We start from the raw sequence: 16,789 nt of genomic DNA, 5'->3' as shown, positions 1-16,789 counted from the left end.
CTGGGGCCCCTACAGCTTCATCAGGTTGCTGTCGTCGACCGAAGCCGAGTGCCTGGTCCGGAAGATGCTCACGATGATGGCCAGGCCCACCACGACCTCGGCCGCCGCGACCACCATGGTGAAGAAGGCCAGGATCTGGCCGTCCAGGTTGCCGTGCAGTCGGGAGAAGGTGACCAGTGCCAGGTTGGAGGCGTTGAGCATCAGCTCCACGCACATGAACAGCACGATGGCGTTGCGCCGGATCAGCACCCCGGCGGCCCCGATGGTGAACAACAGGGCTGCCAGGTAGAGGTAGTTGACCGGGTTCACTCCGTCTCCTCCTTGGGTGCGGACTCCAACGCGGTGCGCGGGGCCGGGGTGGTGACCGGCGGACGGGCGGACGGCGGCCGGCCCAGCCAGTCGGCCGTGCTGGCCTCCAGCTCGGCCATCCGGTGCAGCATGTCCTGGCTGACGTCGCGGATCTGGCCGCGTTCGCGCAGCGTCGACATCACCGAGTCCTCGGCGATGGTGCCGTCCGGCAGCAGGCCGGGGATGTCCACCGCGTTGTGCCGGGCGTAGACGCCGGGAGCCGGCAGCGGCGGGACCTGGACGTTGTCCTTGATCCGCTGGGCGGCCAGCTCGCGCTGGGTCTTCGGCGCCGTCACGTGCTCGCGGTGGGTCAGCACCATGGCGCCGATCGCCGCGGTGATCAGCAGCGCGCCGGTGACCTCGAAGGACCAGACGTACTTGGTGAAGATCAGTCGGGCCAGGCCCTGCACATTGCCCTCGGCGTTGGCCTCGGCCAGCCCGGTGAAGTGCTTGAGCTTGGCGTTGGCGATGCCCGCGATCAGCAGCACCCCGAAACCGAGGCCGCAGAGCACGGCGGCCACCCGCTGGCCCTTGAGCTGCTCCTTCAGCGAGTCGGCGCTGGTCACGCCGACCAGCATCACCACGAAGAGGAAGAGCATCATGATCGCGCCGGTGTAGACGACGATCTGCACCACGCCCAGGAAGACCGCGCCCTGGGCCAGGTAACAGACCGCCAGCGCAAGCATGGTGGCGGCCAGGCAGAGTGCGCTGTGCACCGCCTTGCGCATGGTCAGCATGCCCAGGGCTCCGCCGACCGCGATCACCGCGAGTACCCAGAACTGGACCGCTTCGCCGGTGGAGGTCATGAGGTCGCCTCCCTTTCCTGCACGTCCTGATTGTGCTGGGGCTGGGTGACCGTCCCGGGCGCGGCCTCGGTGACCTCGCCGCGGTAGTAGGCGCCCTCGTCGGTGCCGGGGAACATCGTGTGCGGCGGCGCCACCATGCCCTCGGTGAGGCCGGACAGCAGCTGCTCCTTGGTGAAGATCAGGTCCTTGCGCGAGGAGTCGGCCAGCTCGTACTCGTTGGTCATGGTGAGCGCGCGGGTCGGGCAGGCCTCGATGCACAGGCCGCACAGGATGCAGCGGGCGTAGTTGATCTGGTAGACCGCGCCGTACCGCTCACCCGGGGAGTAGCGCTCCTCCTCGGTGTTGTCGGCGCCCTCCACGTAGATCGCGTCGGCCGGGCAGGCCCAGGCGCAGAGCTCGCAGCCGACGCACTTCTCCAGGCCGTCGGGGTGCCGGTTGAGCTGGTGGCGGCCGTGGAAGCGGGGGGCGGTGGGCTTCTTCTGCTCCGGGTACTGCTCGGTCAGCCGCTTCTTGAACATGGCCGTGAAGGTCACGCCGAAGCCTGCGGCCGGTCCCAGCAGTGACGGCTTGTCGTCGGACTCGGACATCTCGGTTCAGCTCCCTTCGGACTGGTTGGCGCCGTTGAGCGCGTCCTGCAGCGGTTCAGCGGGCGGCTGGACCTGGGGGACCCGGCTGCGGCGACGCGGCACCGGCGGGAGTTGCTGGCCGGGCAGCGGCGGCACGGGGTACCCGCCCGCCGTCGGGTCGAACTCGGTGGGCGGCGTGCTCTGCTGTGCCGCGGCGCCACCGAGTTGCGGCTGGTCCTTCTCCTTCTTGCGGAAGAAGTCCCAGAGCAGCGAGAGCAGCAGCACCCCGCAGACCGGCGCGCCCACGTAGAGCACCACCTGGCCGAAGCCGTGGCCCTCGTTGCGCAGCGCCCGGACGCTGGCCACCATCACCAGCCAGACCAGCGAGACCGGGATCAGCACCTTCCAGCCGAGCTTCATGAACTGGTCGTAGCGCAGTCGGGGCAGCGTGCCGCGCAGCCAGATGAAGAAGAAGAGCAGCAGCTGGATCTTGATCACGATCCAGAGCAGCGGCCACCAGCCGTGGTTGGCGCCGGCCCAGAAGGTGGAGATCGGCCACGGGGCCCGCCAGCCGCCCAGGAACAGGGTGGAGGCGACCGCCGAGACGGTGACCATGTTGACGTACTCGGCCAGCATGAACATCGCGAACTTCAGCGAGCTGTACTCGGTGTTGAAGCCGCCGACCAGCTCGCCCTCGGCCTCCGGCAGGTCGAACGGCGCCCGGTTGGTCTCGCCGACCATCGCGATGATGTAGACGATGAAGGAGACCGGTAGCAGCACCGCGAACCAGGTCGGCTGTTGCGAGCTGACGATCTGCGAGGTCGACATCGAGCCGGAGTAGATGAAGACGGCGGCGAAGGACAGGCCCATCGCGATCTCGTAGGAGATCATCTGCGCCGAGGAGCGCAGGCCGCCGAGCAGCGGGTAGGTGGAGCCGGAGGACCAGCCGGCCAGCACGATGCCGTAGATCCCGATCGAGGCGGTGGCCAGGATGTAGAGCAGGGCCACCGGCAGGTCGGTGAGCTGCATCGGGGTGCGGGTGCCGAAGATCGAGATCTCGTTGTCGGCGGGGCCGAACGGGATCACCGCGAAGGCCATGAAGGCGGGGATCGCGCAGACCACCGGCGCCAGGATGTAGACCACCTTGTCGGCCTTGGCGACCACCAGGTCTTCCTTGAGCGCCAGCTTCACGCCGTCGGCCAGCGACTGCAGCAGGCCCCAGGGGCCGTGCCGGTTGGGGCCGATCCGCAGCTGCATCCAGGCGACGACCTTGCGTTCCCAGACGATCGAGATCAGCACGGTGATCAGCAGGAAGGCGAAGCAGAATACCGCCTTGAGCAGGACCAGCCACCACGGGTCGCGGCCGAAGAAGCCGAGCGTCTCGTAGGCGGCGGCGAGTGGGACGTTCGCCATCACTCCTCCTCTCCTGCCGGTGCGATGGTCACCAGGTGACCGACGGTGGTGCCGAGGGAGCGGTAGACGCCGCCCTCACTCGAGTTGAGCGGGAGCCAGACCGTGCGGTCGGGCAGCTCGGGGGTGATCTGCAGCGGCAGCACCAGCGAGCCGGCCGGGCCGGTGACCCGCAGTCGGCCGCCGGTGCCGGTCGACCCGATCTCCGCGGCGGTGCCGGGCGAGAGTCGGGCGACGGCGGCGTGCCGGGTGCCGGCCAGGTGCTCGTCACCCTGCTGGAGCGTGCCGCGGTCCAGCAGCAGTCGCCAACCCGCCAGCACCGCCTGGCCGGTGGCCGGGCGGGGCAGCGGGGCCGGGTGGCCGGCGGGGGCCGCCGGGCGGTCGCTGGTCCACGGGGTGAAGGCGTTCAGCTCGCGGCGGGCCGCGGTGACGTCCGGCAGGTCGAGCCGGTGCCCGAGCGCGTCCGCCAGCATGTTCAACACCCGGACGTCCGAGTGCAGGTGACGACCCATCAGCTGGTCGGGCTTCAGTGCGGCCTCGAAGAGCCGGACCCGGCCCTCCCAGTCCAGGAAGGTGCCGGCCTTCTCGGCCACGGCGGCGACCGGGAAGACCACGTCGGCCTGCTCGGTGACGGCCGAGGGCCGCAGCTCCAGCGAGATCACGAAGCCGACCCGGGTGAGCGCCTCCTCGGCGAGCTGCGGGTCGGGCAGGTCGTCCAGGTCGAGGCCGCCGACCACCAGGGCGTCCAGGTCGCCGTGCGCGGCGGCGGCCAGGATCTGGCCGGTGTCGCGGCCGAGGCGGGCCGGCAGCTCGGCAACGCCCCAGGCGGCGGCGGCCTCGGCGCGCGCGGCGGGGACGGTGACCGGTCGGCCGCCCGGCAGCAGGCCGGGCAGCGCGCCGGCCTCCAGCGCCCCGCGTTCGCCGGCCCGGCGCGGCACCCAGGCGAGCTGGGCGCCGGTGGCGTGGGCCAGTCGCAGCGCCGCGGTGAGCGCGCCGCTGATCTGCGCCAGCCGCTCGCCGACCAGGATCACCGCGCCGGGGCGGCGCAGCTGTGCGGCGGCGGTGCCGGCCTCGTCGCTGAGCGGTTCCTCGGCGGCCAGCGCGCCCAGCCACTCGGCCTCGGTGCCGGGCGCGGCGGGCAGCAGCATGCCGCCGAGCTTGGTCAGGCCGCGCGAGCGGTGGTCGGCGATCGCGTAGACCTTGAGGCCGGTGCGGCTCGCCTTGCGCAGCCGCAGGAAGACGATCGGCGACTCCTCCTCGGGCTCGAGGCCCGCGAGCAGCACGGCCGGTGCGGCCTCCAGCGAGCGGTAGGTGACTCCGCTGCCGTCCAGGTCGATGCCGCGCCCGGCGACGGTGGCGGCCAGGAAGTCGGCCTCCTCGGCGCTGTGCGGGCGGGACCGGAAGTCCACGTCATTGGTGCCGAGCACCACTCGGGCGAACTTGGCGTAGCCGTAGGCGTCCTCGACAGTCACCCGACCGCCGGTCAGCACCGCGGTGCGGGCGCCGGTCAGGCCCTCGGCGGCCGCGCGCAGTGCCTGCGGCCAGGAGGTGGCGACCAGTTCGCCGGTGGCCTGGTCGCGGACCAGCGGGCTGCTCAGCCGGTCGCGCTGCTGGGCGTAGCGGAAGGCGAACCGGCCCTTGTCGCAGTTCCACTCCTCGTTGACCTCCGGCTCCTCGCCGGCCAGTCGGCGCAGCACCTTGCCGCGCCGGTGGTCGGTGCGCAGCGAGCAGCCCGAGGAGCAGTGCTCGCAGACGCTGGGCGAGGAGACCAGGTCGAACGGGCGGGAGCGGAACCGGTAGGCGGCCGAGGTGAGCGCCCCGACCGGGCAGATCTGGATGGTGTTGCCGGAGAAGTAGGACTCGAAGTCGTCGCCCTCGCCGGTGCCGACCTGCTGCAGCGCGCCGCGCTCGACCAGGTCGATGAACGGGTCGCCGGCGATCTGCTGGGAGAACCGGGTGCAGCGGGCGCAGAGCACGCAGCGCTCGCGGTCCAGCAGCACCTGGCTGCTGATCGGCACCGGCTTCTGGTAGGTGCGCTTCATCCCGTCGAAGCGGGTCTCGGCCTGGCCGTTGGACATCGCCTGGTTCTGCAGCGGGCATTCGCCGCCCTTGTCGCAGACCGGGCAGTCCAGCGGGTGGTTGATCAGCAGCAGCTCCATCACACCGCGTTGGGCCTTCTCGGCCACCGGGGAGCTGAGTTGGGTGCGGACCACCATGCCCTCGGCCACCGGGATGGTGCAGGAGGCGACCGGCTTGCGCTGGCCCTCGATCTCCACGATGCACTGGCGGCAGGCGCCGGCCGGGTCGAGCAGCGGGTGGTCGCAGAAGCGCGGCACCTGGGTGCCGATCTGTTCGGCCGCCCGGATCACCAAGGTGCCCTTGGGGACCTGGACTTCGACGCCGTCGATGGTGAGCGTGACGAGCTCGACGGCGGTTTTCGCAGGCTCCGTGATGGTCACGCGTGCACCTCCCTCTCGGTGGCGGGCTTGGGGGCCTTGGCGCGGTGGCCGTCGGCCCAGACGGTGGCGGCGGCCGGGTCGAACGGGCAGCGGCGCTCGGTGAGGTGCTGCTCGTACTCGGCGCGGAAGTGCTGCAGCGAGGAGACGATCGGGCTGGCCGCACCGTCGCCGAGGGCGCAGAAGGACTTGCCGTTGATGTTGTCGGCGATGTCCAGCAGCTTCTCCAGGTCCCCGGCCTGGCCTTCGCCGGCCTCGATCCGCTTGAGCAACTGGACCAGCCAGTAGGTGCCTTCGCGGCACGGGGTGCACTTGCCGCAGGACTCGTGGGCATAGAACTCGGTCCACCGGGTGACCGCGCGGACCACGCAGGTGGTCTCGTCGAAGATCTGCAGCGCCTTGGTGCCGAGCATCGATCCGGCGGCGCCCACGCCCTCGTAGTCGAGCGGCACGTCGAGGTGCTCCTCGGTGAACATCGGGGTGGAACTGCCGCCCGGGGTCCAGAACTTGAGCCGGTGCCCGGCCCGCACGCCGCCGCTGATGTCGAGCAGCTGACGCAGCGTCACGCCGAGCGGGGCCTCGTACTGGCCGGGGTTGGTGACGTGCCCGGAGAGCGAGTAGAGGGTGAAGCCGGGCGACTTCTCGGTGCCCAGCGAGGTGAACCACTCCTTGCCGCGGACCAGGATCGGTGGCACCGAGGCGATCGACTCGACGTTGTTGACCACGGTCGGGCAGGCGTACAGGCCCGCGATGGCCGGGAACGGCGGGCGCAGCCGGGGTTGGCCGCGGCGGCCCTCCAGCGAGTCGAGCAGCGCCGTCTCCTCGCCGCAGATGTAGGCGCCGGCGCCGGCGTGCACGGTGATGTCCAGGTTGAAGCCGCTGCCGAGGATGTCCTGGCCGAGGTAGCCGGCCTGGTAGGCCTCGGCCACCGCCGCGTGCAGCCGGCGCAGCACCGGGACCACCTCGCCGCGCAGATAGATGAAGGCGTGCTCGCAGCGGATCGCGTAGGACGCGATCACCATGCCCTCGATCAGCGAGTGCGGGTTGGCGAAGAGCAGCGGGATGTCCTTGCAGGTCCCGGGCTCCGACTCGTCGGCGTTGACCACCAGGTAGTGCGGCTTGCCGTCGTTCTGCGGGATGAACTGCCACTTCATCCCGGTGGGGAAGCCGGCGCCGCCGCGCCCGCGCAGTCCGGCGTCCTTGACCAGGGCGATCAGGGCGTCCGGGTCCATCTCCAGGGCGTTGCGCAGGCCCTGGTAGCCGTCGTGGCGCTGGTAGGTCTCCAGGGTCCACGGCCGGTGGTCGTCCCAGGAGGCGGAGAGCACCGGGCTGAGCAGCTTCTCGGCCGGCTCGGTGGAGGTCATCACGCTTCCGTCCCTTCGCCTCGCGGGGAGACCACCCTGGCGCCCGGGGCACCGGGCAGCGGCTCGCCCTTGGCGAGGCGCAGGCCGGCCATCGAGGGGGCGCCGCCGGCGCCGGACTCGTCGTTGGCGCCCGCGCGCTCGTCCGGGAAGCCGGCCAGGATCCGCGCGGTCTCCTTGAAGGAGCAGAGCTTGGCGCCCCGGGTGGGGCGCACCTCGGTGCCCGCGCGCAGGTCGTCCACCAGCTGCTTGGCGCTGGCCGGGGTCTGGTTGTCGAAGAACTCCCAGTTGACCATCACCACGGGGGCGTAGTCGCAGGCCGCGTTGCACTCGATGTGCTCGATCGAGATCTCGCCGTCCTCGGTGGTCTCGTTGTTGGAGATCCCGAGGTGCTGCTGCAGTTCGGCGAAGATCTGGTCGCCGCCGAGCACCGCGCAGAGCGTGTTGGTGCAGACCCCGACGTGGTACTGCCCGGCGGGCTTGCGGCGGTACATGGTGTAGAAGGTCGCGACGGCCGTGACCTCGGCCGTGGTGAGCTCCAACTGCTCGGCGCAGAACCGGATCCCGGTCGCGCTGACGAAGCCCTCCTCGGCCTGGACCAGGTGCAGCAGCGGGAGCAGGGCCGAACGGGACTGCGGGTAGCGGGAGACCAGCTCCCTGGCGTCCGCCGCCAGTCGCTCGTGCACCTCCTGCGGATAGGGCTTGGCCGGCAGTGCCGGCAAACCGAGTCCTACCGTGCTTGATTGAGCGTTGGGGCTCACCGGTCCACTCCTCCCATCACCGGGTCGATCCCGGCCACCGCGACGATCACGTCGGCCACCTGACCGCCCTCGCACATTGCCGCCATCGACTGCAGGTTGGTGAACGAGGGGTCGCGGAAGTGCACCCGGTACGGGCGGGTCCCACCGTCGCTCACCACGTGCACGCCGAGTTCGCCCTTGGGCGACTCGACCGCCGTGTACGCCTGGCCGACCGGGACCCGGAAGCCCTCGGTGACCAGCTTGAAGTGGTGGATCAGGGCCTCCATCGAGGTGCCCATGATCTGCCGGATGTGGTCCAGCGAGTTGCCCATCCCGTCCGGGCCGACGGCCAGTTGGGCGGGCCAGGCGATCTTCTTGTCCGCCACCATGACCGGGCCGGGCTTGAGCCGGTCCAGGCACTGCTCGACGATCCGCAGCGACTGCTTCATCTCCTCCAGGCGGATCAGGAACCGCCCGTAGGAGTCGGCGGTGTCGGCCACCGCGACGTCGAAGTCGTAGGTCTCGTAGCCGCAGTAGGGCTCGGACTTGCGCAGGTCGTGCGGCAGGCCGGTGGCCCGCAGGATCGGGCCGGTGGCGCCGAGCGCCAGGCAGCCGGCCAGGTCGAGGAAGCCGACGTCGACCAGCCGGGCCTTGAAGATCGGGTTGCCGGTGGCCAGCTTGTCGTACTCGTGCATCCGGGAGCGGAACAGCTTGACCGCCTCGCGGATCTGGTCGACCGCGCCCGGGGGCAGGTCCTGGGCCAGGCCGCCGGGCCGGACGTAGGCGTGGTTCATCCGCAGGCCGGTGACCAACTCGAAGACGTCCAGGATCAGTTCGCGGTCCCGGAAGCCGTAGATCATCAGTGTGGTGGAGCCGATCTCCATACCGCCGGTGGCCAGGCAGACCAGGTGCGAGGAGATCCGGTTGAGCTCCATCATCAGGACCCGGATGACGGTGGCCCGGTCCGGGATCTGATCGGTGATGCCGAGCAGCTTCTCCACCGCCAGGCAGTAGGCGGTCTCGTTGAACAGCGGGGTCAGGTAGTCCATCCGGGTCACGAAGGTGGTGCCCTGGACCCAGGAGCGGAACTCCATGTTCTTCTCGATGCCGGTGTGCAGGTAGCCGATGCCGCACCGGGCCTCGGTCACCGTCTCGCCGTCGATCTCCAGGATCAGCCGCAACACCCCGTGGGTGGAAGGGTGCTGGGGTCCCATGTTGACGATGATGCGCTCGTCGTCGGCGCGCCCGACGGCCTCCACCACCTCGCCCCAGTCGCCACCGGTGACGGTGAAGACCCGGCCCTCGGTGGTCTCGCGGGCTCCTGCTTCCTCGTAGTGAGTGGTCATCAGCTGTACGACCTCCGCTGGTCGGGCGCCGGGATCTGGGCGCCCTTGTACTCGACGGGGATGCCACCGAGCGGGTAGTCCTTGCGCTGCGGGTGACCCAGCCAGTCGTCCGGCATCATGATCCGGGTCAGGCCCGGGTGGCCGTCGAAGACGATGCCGAAGAAGTCGTAGGTCTCCCGCTCGTGCCAGTCGTTGGTCGGGTAGACACTGACCACCGAGGGGATCCGCGGGTCGGCGTCCGGTGCGGTGACCTCGACCCGGATCAGCCGGGTGTGGGTGATCGAGCGCAGGTGGTAGACGGCGTGCAGCTCGCGGCCGACCTCGGACGGGTAGTGCACCCCGCTGACCCCGAGGCAGAGTTCGAAGCGCAGGGCCGGGTCGTCGCGCAGGGTCCGCATGGTCTGCAGCAGGTGCTCGCGGGCGATCTGGAAGGTGAGTTCGCCGCGGTCGACCACGGTCTTCTCGATTACCTGACCAACCGTCAGACCCTGCTCCTCCAGCGCGCCTTCGAGCTCGTCGGCGACCTCGTCGAACCAGCCGCCGTACGGGCGTTCGGCCGGGGCCGGCAGCACGATGGCGGCGGCCAGGCCGCCGAAGCCGGAGGTGTCGCCGCTGCCGTGGGCACCGAACATGCCCTGGCGCTTGCCGATCACCTCGACCGGGATCTCCTTGCGTCCCTCGGGGACGCTGCCGGTGTCGCTCACTTCAGCAGCCCCCGCATCTCGCTGGTCGGGACGGCCTCCAGGGCCAGCTCCTCGGCCAGCTCCTCGGCGCGGCGCCTGTTGATGCCGAGCGGCTCGTGCTGGATCTTCTCGTGCAGTTTGATGATCGCGTCCAGCAGCATCTCCGGGCGCGGTGGGCACCCCGGCAGGTAGATGTCCACGGGGACGATGTGGTCCACGCCCTGGACGATCGCGTAGTTGTTGAACATGCCGCCCGAGGACGCGCAGACGCCCATCGAGATGACCCACTTCGGGTTGGCCATCTGGTCGTAGACCTGGCGGAGCACCGGGGCCATCTTCTGACTCACCCGGCCTGCCACGATCATCAGGTCGGCCTGCCGCGGCGAGCCGCGGAAGACCTCCATGCCGAACCGGGCCAGGTCGTAACGGCCCGCCCCGGTGGTCATCATCTCGATGGCGCAACAGGCCAGCCCGAAGGTGGCCGGGAAGAGCGAGGCCTTCCTCACCCACCCCGCGGCGCTCTCCACCGTGGTGAGCAGAAAGCCGCTCGGCAGCTTCTCCTCGATTCCCATCTACCCATCCCTCTCAGTGGTTTGGCTGGTCGGCCTGCCTCGGGCCCTAGTCCCACTCCAGGCCACCGCGCCGCCACACGTACGCGTAGGCGACGAAGACGGTGGCGATGAAGAGGAGCATCTCGACCAGCCCGAAGATCCCCAGGGCGTCGAAGCTGACCGCCCACGGGTAGAGGAAGACGATCTCGATGTCGAAGACGATGAAGAGCATCGCCGTCAGGTAGTACTTGATCGGGAACCGCCCGCCGCCCACCGGCTGCGGGGTCGGTTCGATGCCGCACTCGTAGGCTTCCAACTTGGCCCGGTTGTAGCGCTTCGGGCCGGTCAGCGAGGCCATCACGACGGAGCCGACCGCGAACGCCGCCGCGATGGCACCGAGTACGAGGATCGGCGCGTAGGCATTCATCTGCCGTCGCTCCCTCCGTCCAGTCGTCCTTGACTGCAGATCGGAACCACCGGGTCACTGTGGGGTGATCCGGGGATCCGGTTCCCGAGATCCACCTCATGTGAGGCAGTTCACAAAGCCCGGATCGAGCGCATCCTATGCCCGTCCGCCTGTGACCTGCGACACGCAGTTCGGGACGATCTTTGTGATCTACACCACCTCACAGACCGGTAGCCATGGTGACAAGTCCCGAGATATGAACGCAATGGACTCAGATGGTCGCAAAGTGTCACATTTATCAGCGAAATGGCAGGTCAGCGCCTTGCGCCTATATCAACTATGCGACGCCCACCGCAAATTTCGAGGCTTCACGTTGACGTGTTAAGGAGCCTCACTCGACCGGGTGGCCACCACCGGTCGCTCGCTTGACCCTTCGTTCACAAGCTCACGACGGGAACGAATGTTTGCGATGTATGCTTCTCTTACACATCACCAAGGTATCGAGGTGGGCGATGAGCATCACGCAGATCGACATCGACGATGAGGCGCTCGCGACCGCGATGCGGCTGATGGGTACCACCACCAAGAAGGAGACGGTCAACACCGCGCTGCGCGAGTACGTCGAGCGGATCCGACGCCTCGAAGCCGCCGAGAGGCTCGCTGCGCGTGGCGCCCGTGGTGAGTTCGACGCTGCGGCTGCAGCCCACTCCGCCGCCAAGCGCGCCCGCCGGGAGCACCTCGGGTGATCGGGTACCTGCTGGACACCTCCGCACTGTGGCACCTGCTCCGTGAACCCGGCGCGCTCGATGCATGGCAGGGGGAGATCGAGGCCGGCGCATTCCATCTGTGCGAGCCGACCCGGACTGAGTTCCTGTACTCGGCCACCGGGCCCGCTCACCGCGATGAACTCACAGACGACATCGACACGTTGTGTCGACCAGCGGCGGTACCGAAGCAAGGCTGGCGGTGGGTCGACAGTGCCCAGTACAAGTTGACCCAGAAAGGTCAGCATCGCTCCGCTGGAGCCATCGACCTGCTGGTCTGCGCCACGGCAGTCCACCACGACCTGACCGTTCTGCATGTCGACGACGACTTCGCCACCGTTGCCCGCGTTCTCGCCGAGGTTCGTGAGCGCGACCTACGCGGCTGACAGACGCTCAGGCCGCTGCCACCAGCTCCGGTTCAGCGGCGCGGGGCAGGGCGGAGCGGCGGCCGGCCTCGGTGCCGATCAGGACCAGCAGGGCGCCGAGGAAGACCGGCACCGTGAGGCGGTCGCCGCCCAGCGCGATGCCGAAGACGGCGGCCCAGAGCGGCTCGGTGCCGAGCAGCAGGGAGACCCGGGAGGGGGAGGTGGCGCGCACCGCCCACATCTGGACGATGAAGGCCAGCAACGTGCAGAACAGGCCCAGGTAGAGCAGCAGCGCCCACCGCCCCGCACCCCAGGCCGCGGCCAGGTGCCACGGGGCGGGCGCCCCGGTGAACGGCGTCACGACCGCGAAGACCGCCGCCGCGCTGGCGAGTTGGACCCAGGTGAGGGCGAGCGAGTCGGTCTCCCGGGTGGCCCGGGTGCGGGACATCACCAGGACGTGGACGGTACGCACCACGGCCGCGCAGAGGATCAGCAGGTCGCCGAGCGAAGGGGCGCGTAGGCCGGCGCCCTGGGTGAGCAGCCCGACCCCGACCAGCGAGGTGGCCGCGGCCGCGATGAAGGCGCGCGGGATCGGAGTCCGGGTCAAGGCGCTCTCGCCGAGCGGGGTGAGGATCATCGTGAGGCTGATGATCAACCCGGCGTTGGTGGCCGAGGTGTGCACCGCGCCGAAGGTCTCCAGCAGGAAGATCGAGCCCAGGATCAGCCCGAGCAGGGCCCCGCCGGTCCACTCGGCCCGGCTCAGGCCGCGCAGCCGGCGCACGGCCACCGCGCCGAGCAGCGGCAGCACCAGTGCGAACCGCAGCACCAGCGTCGGCAGCACGGTCTGCGGGGTGGCCAGGTGCTTGACGGCGAGGAAGCTGGAACCCCAGACCACTGCGACCAGCAGCAGCGGGAGGTCGGTGAGGATCCCGCGCGGCGCGGCGGCTTGTGAAGGGGTTCGCATGGCCGGATCCTCGCGTACCGGCCGGGCGTGATCAACGGCTTTACGGCGCTTCGGCCTCAGTCCGGCTGCGGCACCGCCTCCACCGGCGCGGTCGCCGGCTCGCGCAGACCCAGCACCGCGTATACCCCGCCGGCCAGCACCAGCAGCGCGGAGCCGGTGAGGATGGTGTCGATGCCGCCGATGTGCAGCCCGCCCAGAGTGGTGTGGCTGTAGCGCCAGTTGGCGGCCAGCGGCCCGGCTGCGGCCATCCCGATCAGGCTGGCGACCTGCTGCACCGGGTTGAAGGCCGAGAAGACCCGGCCGAGGAACTCTTTGGGCACCGCCCCCATCACCAAAGGAGCGACCGCCGCGTTGACCGCGATCAGCGCCACGCCAAGCGCCGCGATCAGCGCGACCGCCGGCCAGAACGAGGTCATCCGCGCATAGCCGAGCAGCAGCAGCCCCATCACCGCCAAGCCCAAGGCGAAGGTGACCCGGTGCCCGTAGCGGGTGGCCAGCGGGGTGACCAGCACCGCACCGCCCAGCATTCCCAGGCCGAGCGCCATGTCCAGGGTGCCGTAGAAGCTCTTGTCCACGCCGAGGTTGTCGGTGACGAAGAAGAGGTTGACGGTGTTGAGCGCGCCGATGCCGACCGAGATCAGCACGATCGCCGTCAACAGGACCTTGACCACACGGTTGCCCGCCGCCTCGCGCAGTCCGTCGCGCAGTTCGGCCGGCAGACCGGCTGACTGGCCAGGAGCGGCCGCGGCGGGCACGGTGGCCCTGACCCCGCGCACCAGCAGGAACGACCCCACGTAGGAGAGCGCGTTGATCAGCAGCGCCCACTGGGTGCCAGCCGTGAAGAGCAGCGGCGCGGCCAGCGGCGGGCCGACGATTCCGGCGATCGCCTGAGTGGTCTGCCCGATCCCCGCGGCCTTGGTCCGCTGCTCCTCGGGCACCACCTCGGCGACGATCGCGAACCGGGCCGGGTTGAAGAACTGCGAGACGGCCGTGTTGAGGAAGACCGCCAGGTAGACCACGGTCACCAGCACGGTGGTCGGCACGGTGCCCTTGGGCAGGAACGCGAGCACCGAGACCACGCCGATCAGCACGGCCCGGACCAGGTCGGCGCCCATCATGGTGCGGCGGTGGTCGCCCCAACGGTCCACGAAGACACCGGCGATCGGCGCGACCAGGAGCGCGGCCAGCGCGACCGTGACCAGCAGGCCCGAGACGGCGAGCGGCGCCGCGCCGCCGTGCACCAGGCTCGTGCCGACCCAGAGCGTCAGCGTGGTGTCGAAGACGAAATCCCCGGTCAGCGAGATGGCCTGACCACTCCACAGCCGCGTGAAGTCCCCGTTGATTATCCTCACGGCACCCATCCTGGCACGAACGTTCGTTCCCCTCACGGGGGTTGGCAGGAATGAGTGCGGGCACTCCTGGGCAAGGAGGTTGTGCACATGACACACTGTCACCTCCTGACCGAAAGGCTGTCAGATGCCCCGCACCCGCCTCACCGTCGCGGCGGCCGCCGCCACGCTGGCGCTCTGCGCGACCAGCGCGGCCTCGGCCGCGACCGTCACACCGAACGCCCAACCCGCGCCGGTGACCGCCGCCCCCGCCACCTGCGGCTACACGCCCGCCGTCCCCGCCGACAACTTCAAGGGCATCCCGGTCTTCGACGCCGCCAAGGCCGCCAAGCCGTACCACGCGACGCTGCGCACCAGCCAGGGCGCGATCACCTTCCAGGCGCTGACCGACGCCGCGCCGTGCACCACCTTCTCGTTCCGCTTCCTCGCCGAGCACGACTACTTCAACCGCAGCCACTGCCACCGGCTCACCACCCAGCGGCTCTGGGTCCTGCAGTGCGGCGACCCGACCGGCACCGGCAGCGGCGGCCCCGGCTACTCCTTCCCGGACGAGAACCTCACCGGCGCCACCTATCCCGCGGGCACCGTCGCCATGGCCAACGCGGGCCCGAACACCAACGGCAGCCAGTTCTTCTTCGTCTGGAAGGACACCAAGCTCTCCCCCGCCTACACCCCCTTCGGCAAGGTCACCGCGGGCATGGACGTGCTCCAGAAGATCGCCGCCGCCGGCGAGGACGACCAGAACGCCCCCGGCGACGGCTTCCCGACCCTCCCGGTCGACATCAAGTCCGTCCGCCTCACCCGCTGACGGCCCCCACATACTGCCCCCGCCCGCCGTACGGGGCCGGGCGGGGGCTACCTGAACAGCAGCGATCACAGAGTGCTCAGCACGCACAACGTCTTGCGATTCTCGCAATTCCCAGTAGGCTGACTACATGGACGAGACTGTCTCCGACCGTGTCCGCGCGGTCATCCGCGCAGCCTCCCGAAGCCAAGCTGCGTTCGCCGAACAAGTCGGGCTGGCCCCCGACAAGCTGTCCAAGTCACTGAACGGCGTACGCCGTTTCAGCTCCCTCGATCTGGCGCTGATCGCTGAAGCCACCGACGTCACCGTGGACTGGCTCCTCACCGGCCGACAGGCCACCCGTCCAGCCGTCGCCGCCCGGACGACCGCAGTCGGTGCGCCCTACCGCGACACCATCGAGGCCATCACTCAGCGCTTCACTGCCGCCTACGATGTGCTCTCGCTCCTCAACCGCGCGCCCGCGCTGCCGCCCCTACCCAGGCTCTCCACCGATGAGCTGGGGTACGTGGACCAAGGCGCCGAACTCGCCCGGTGGGCACTCGATCAGCTGGCCAGAAAGGGCTCCGGCCCCGTCAGCGAGCAACAGACCGATGAACTGGTGGCTTCCTGGGAACGGGCCTTCGGCGTTGACGTCGCTGTCACCGATCTACCCCCGCAGCTCGATGGGCTCGCCTGGCAGGCCGATGGCCTCCGTCTGATCCTCACTCGCCGCACCGACAACTGGACCCGCCAGCGCTTCACGCTGGCCCACGAACTGGGACACATCCTTGCCTGCGATGCGCAGGAGCTCGTCGCCGACTCCAAAGTCGCGCCTGGTCGACAGCCCGAACCGACTGAAGTCCGCGCCAATGTCTTCGCTGCGAATTTCCTGCTGCCCGCAGACGAGCTGCGTGCCGCAGCCGGCGACCTCACGGAGAACGGATTCGCGCGGCTGGTGACGCGGTTCGGCGTATCCCCAAGTGCGCTCGCAGCGCGACTCAATACGCTCGGGCTGATCGACTCGGTCACCCGGGACACGTTCCGACGGCGGACCACAGCCGAGTGCCACATCGCCGTCGAGATGATGGACGGCTACCTACGCCGGGTCAGCCTCGCCGACAGGGAGCGCTTCCCTCTTCGGCTTGTCCGGCAGCTCTATCGCGCCTACGAGGAGGGCGAGACCACGCTCCGTCCGCTCGCCGCTCTTCTTCAGGAAGATGTCGAGGAGCTGCACGATCTTCTGAGCCCTGCCAACGAGCCCGCCCTCTCGAACGGCACGACCTCGGAAGGGGAGCCGGTCTTTCAGCCATGAGCACTTGGTGGTTCCCGGACAACACCGTCCTGTGCAACTTCGCTGCGGTCGACCGGCTACGGCTACTGGAGAAGATCCTCGACGGCCGCGGCCGTTGGACCGAAGCCGTGGCACACGAGGCGGCCCAGTCGGCTTCCTACCACCCCGAGCTCCGAACTCTCCCGATAGACGGCTGGCTGGGCTTACCCATCGAGATCCAGGACCAGACGGAGCAGCAGGCGGTCGAACGGATCCGTCGTGCCGTCTTCGGCGGCGAGCAGGCACGTCCCACCCAACATCTCGGCGAAGCTCAGACGTGCGTGCTCATCACCTTGCGCGGCGAGTTCCATGACTCCACTTGGATCACTGACGACCGATCAGCTGCCGAGTTCTCCCGCCGCAGGGGGATCACCACCCTGGAGACGATGGACCTCATGTGCATCGCTGCAGTAACAGGCTTGGTGTCTTCGACGGAGGGACACGAACTCCTGCAATCCATGGCTGCAGCAGGCCGACATCTGCATCGAACCTCTGCTCGTCCGGGCGACCTTCTCCGCTGAGTCCCGGGTGCGGCCCAAGGCCAGCCCGGCCGGGCCGCC

At 69.6% G+C, this 16,789-nt stretch carries 18 protein-coding genes; 5 read left to right on the top strand and 13 right to left on the bottom strand.

The window, feature by feature from the left end; all coding sequences use genetic code 11:
- Nucleotides 1–9 precede the first annotated feature (9 nt).
- From nuoK to BR98_RS20175, 11 genes are read right to left on the bottom strand one after another with little or no spacing between them, the layout of a single operon-like run.
- Nucleotides 10–309, bottom strand: a complete 300-nt coding sequence (gene nuoK, locus BR98_RS20225; RefSeq protein WP_035846601.1) for an NADH-quinone oxidoreductase subunit NuoK — start codon at nt 307–309, stop codon at nt 10–12.
- Nucleotides 306–1,154 (bottom strand): NADH-quinone oxidoreductase subunit J, encoded by an 849-nt coding sequence (locus BR98_RS20220; protein ID WP_035846599.1) that lies wholly within the window; start codon nt 1,152–1,154, stop codon nt 306–308. Before BR98_RS20220 ends, nuoK begins: the two co-directional genes overlap by 4 nt.
- A complete protein-coding gene (gene nuoI, locus BR98_RS20215) occupies nt 1,151–1,741 on the bottom strand; it encodes an NADH-quinone oxidoreductase subunit NuoI (protein ID WP_035846597.1) in 591 nt (196 codons plus the stop codon). The genes BR98_RS20220 and nuoI overlap by 4 nt, the downstream gene beginning before the upstream one ends.
- A gap of 6 nt (nt 1,742–1,747) precedes the next feature.
- Nucleotides 1,748–3,133 (bottom strand): NADH-quinone oxidoreductase subunit NuoH, encoded by a 1,386-nt coding sequence (nuoH, locus tag BR98_RS20210; protein WP_035846595.1) that lies wholly within the window; start codon nt 3,131–3,133, stop codon nt 1,748–1,750.
- A complete protein-coding gene (locus BR98_RS20205) occupies nt 3,133–5,589 on the bottom strand; it encodes an NADH-quinone oxidoreductase subunit G (protein ID WP_035846593.1) in 2,457 nt (818 codons plus the stop codon). Before BR98_RS20205 ends, nuoH begins: the two co-directional genes overlap by 1 nt.
- On the bottom strand, nt 5,586–6,950 hold the full coding sequence (nuoF, locus tag BR98_RS20200) for an NADH-quinone oxidoreductase subunit NuoF (protein ID WP_035846591.1): 1,365 nt from the start codon (nt 6,948–6,950) through the stop codon (nt 5,586–5,588). The genes BR98_RS20205 and nuoF overlap by 4 nt, the downstream gene beginning before the upstream one ends.
- On the bottom strand, nt 6,950–7,669 hold the full coding sequence (gene nuoE, locus BR98_RS20195; RefSeq protein WP_051969968.1) for an NADH-quinone oxidoreductase subunit NuoE: 720 nt from the start codon (nt 7,667–7,669) through the stop codon (nt 6,950–6,952). The genes nuoF and nuoE overlap by 1 nt, the downstream gene beginning before the upstream one ends.
- Before the next feature lie 35 nt (nt 7,670–7,704).
- Nucleotides 7,705–9,033 carry an NADH-quinone oxidoreductase subunit D gene (locus BR98_RS20190; RefSeq protein ID WP_157537852.1) on the bottom strand — a complete coding sequence of 443 codons (1,329 nt, stop codon included), beginning with the start codon at nt 9,031–9,033 and terminating at the stop codon, nt 7,705–7,707.
- Nucleotides 9,033–9,698, bottom strand: a complete 666-nt coding sequence (locus BR98_RS20185; protein ID WP_407639534.1) for an NADH-quinone oxidoreductase subunit C — start codon at nt 9,696–9,698, stop codon at nt 9,033–9,035. Before BR98_RS20185 ends, BR98_RS20190 begins: the two co-directional genes overlap by 1 nt.
- 35 nt (nt 9,699–9,733) lie before the next feature.
- Nucleotides 9,734–10,288 (bottom strand): NuoB/complex I 20 kDa subunit family protein, encoded by a 555-nt coding sequence (locus BR98_RS20180; protein WP_035846582.1) that lies wholly within the window; start codon nt 10,286–10,288, stop codon nt 9,734–9,736.
- Between the two features lie 46 nt (nt 10,289–10,334).
- A complete protein-coding gene (locus BR98_RS20175; RefSeq protein ID WP_014137597.1) occupies nt 10,335–10,694 on the bottom strand; it encodes an NADH-quinone oxidoreductase subunit A in 360 nt (119 codons plus the stop codon).
- Between the two features lie 491 nt (nt 10,695–11,185).
- Between BR98_RS20175 and BR98_RS20170 the strand changes: the two genes are divergently transcribed.
- Both BR98_RS20170 and BR98_RS20165 read left to right on the top strand, forming a co-directional pair.
- Nucleotides 11,186–11,419 carry a type II toxin-antitoxin system VapB family antitoxin gene (locus BR98_RS20170; RefSeq protein ID WP_035846580.1) on the top strand — a complete coding sequence of 78 codons (234 nt, stop codon included), beginning with the start codon at nt 11,186–11,188 and terminating at the stop codon, nt 11,417–11,419.
- Nucleotides 11,416–11,823, top strand: a complete 408-nt coding sequence (locus BR98_RS20165) for a PIN domain-containing protein (protein ID WP_035846577.1) — start codon at nt 11,416–11,418, stop codon at nt 11,821–11,823. The genes BR98_RS20170 and BR98_RS20165 overlap by 4 nt, the downstream gene beginning before the upstream one ends.
- A 7-nt stretch (nt 11,824–11,830) precedes the next feature.
- Here the strand turns inward: BR98_RS20165 and BR98_RS20160 are convergent, their stop codons facing one another.
- Both BR98_RS20160 and BR98_RS20155 read right to left on the bottom strand, forming a co-directional pair.
- A complete protein-coding gene (locus BR98_RS20160) occupies nt 11,831–12,766 on the bottom strand; it encodes a DMT family transporter (protein ID WP_035846575.1) in 936 nt (311 codons plus the stop codon).
- Nucleotides 12,767–12,822: 56 nt separating this feature from the next.
- On the bottom strand, nt 12,823–14,118 hold the full coding sequence (locus BR98_RS20155) for an MFS transporter (RefSeq protein WP_063774812.1): 1,296 nt from the start codon (nt 14,116–14,118) through the stop codon (nt 12,823–12,825).
- Between the two features lie 124 nt (nt 14,119–14,242).
- Here BR98_RS20155 and BR98_RS20150 point away from each other — a divergent pair, with 124 nt between their 5' ends.
- The 3 genes from BR98_RS20150 (at nt 14,243) to BR98_RS20140 (ending at nt 16,750) form a co-directional block, all read left to right on the top strand.
- The gene (locus BR98_RS20150) at nt 14,243–14,923 is read left to right on the top strand and encodes a peptidylprolyl isomerase (RefSeq protein WP_035846573.1); all 681 of its coding nucleotides are present in this window, start codon (nt 14,243–14,245) and stop codon (nt 14,921–14,923) included.
- A 127-nt stretch (nt 14,924–15,050) separates the two neighbouring features.
- Entirely contained in the window at nt 15,051–16,211 is a 1,161-nt protein-coding gene (locus BR98_RS20145) for a helix-turn-helix domain-containing protein (RefSeq protein ID WP_035846571.1), read from the top strand.
- The gene (locus BR98_RS20140) at nt 16,208–16,750 is read left to right on the top strand and encodes a hypothetical protein (RefSeq protein WP_035846568.1); all 543 of its coding nucleotides are present in this window, start codon (nt 16,208–16,210) and stop codon (nt 16,748–16,750) included. Before BR98_RS20145 ends, BR98_RS20140 begins: the two co-directional genes overlap by 4 nt.
- Nucleotides 16,751–16,789 lie beyond the last annotated feature (39 nt).

Origin of the sequence: Kitasatospora azatica KCTC 9699, assembly GCF_000744785.1 — a bacterium.
Lineage (GTDB): Bacteria > Actinomycetota > Actinomycetes > Streptomycetales > Streptomycetaceae > Kitasatospora > Kitasatospora azatica.
The sequence above is the reverse complement of the archived record's forward strand: the minus strand, read 5'-3'. Positions and strand labels throughout refer to the sequence as shown.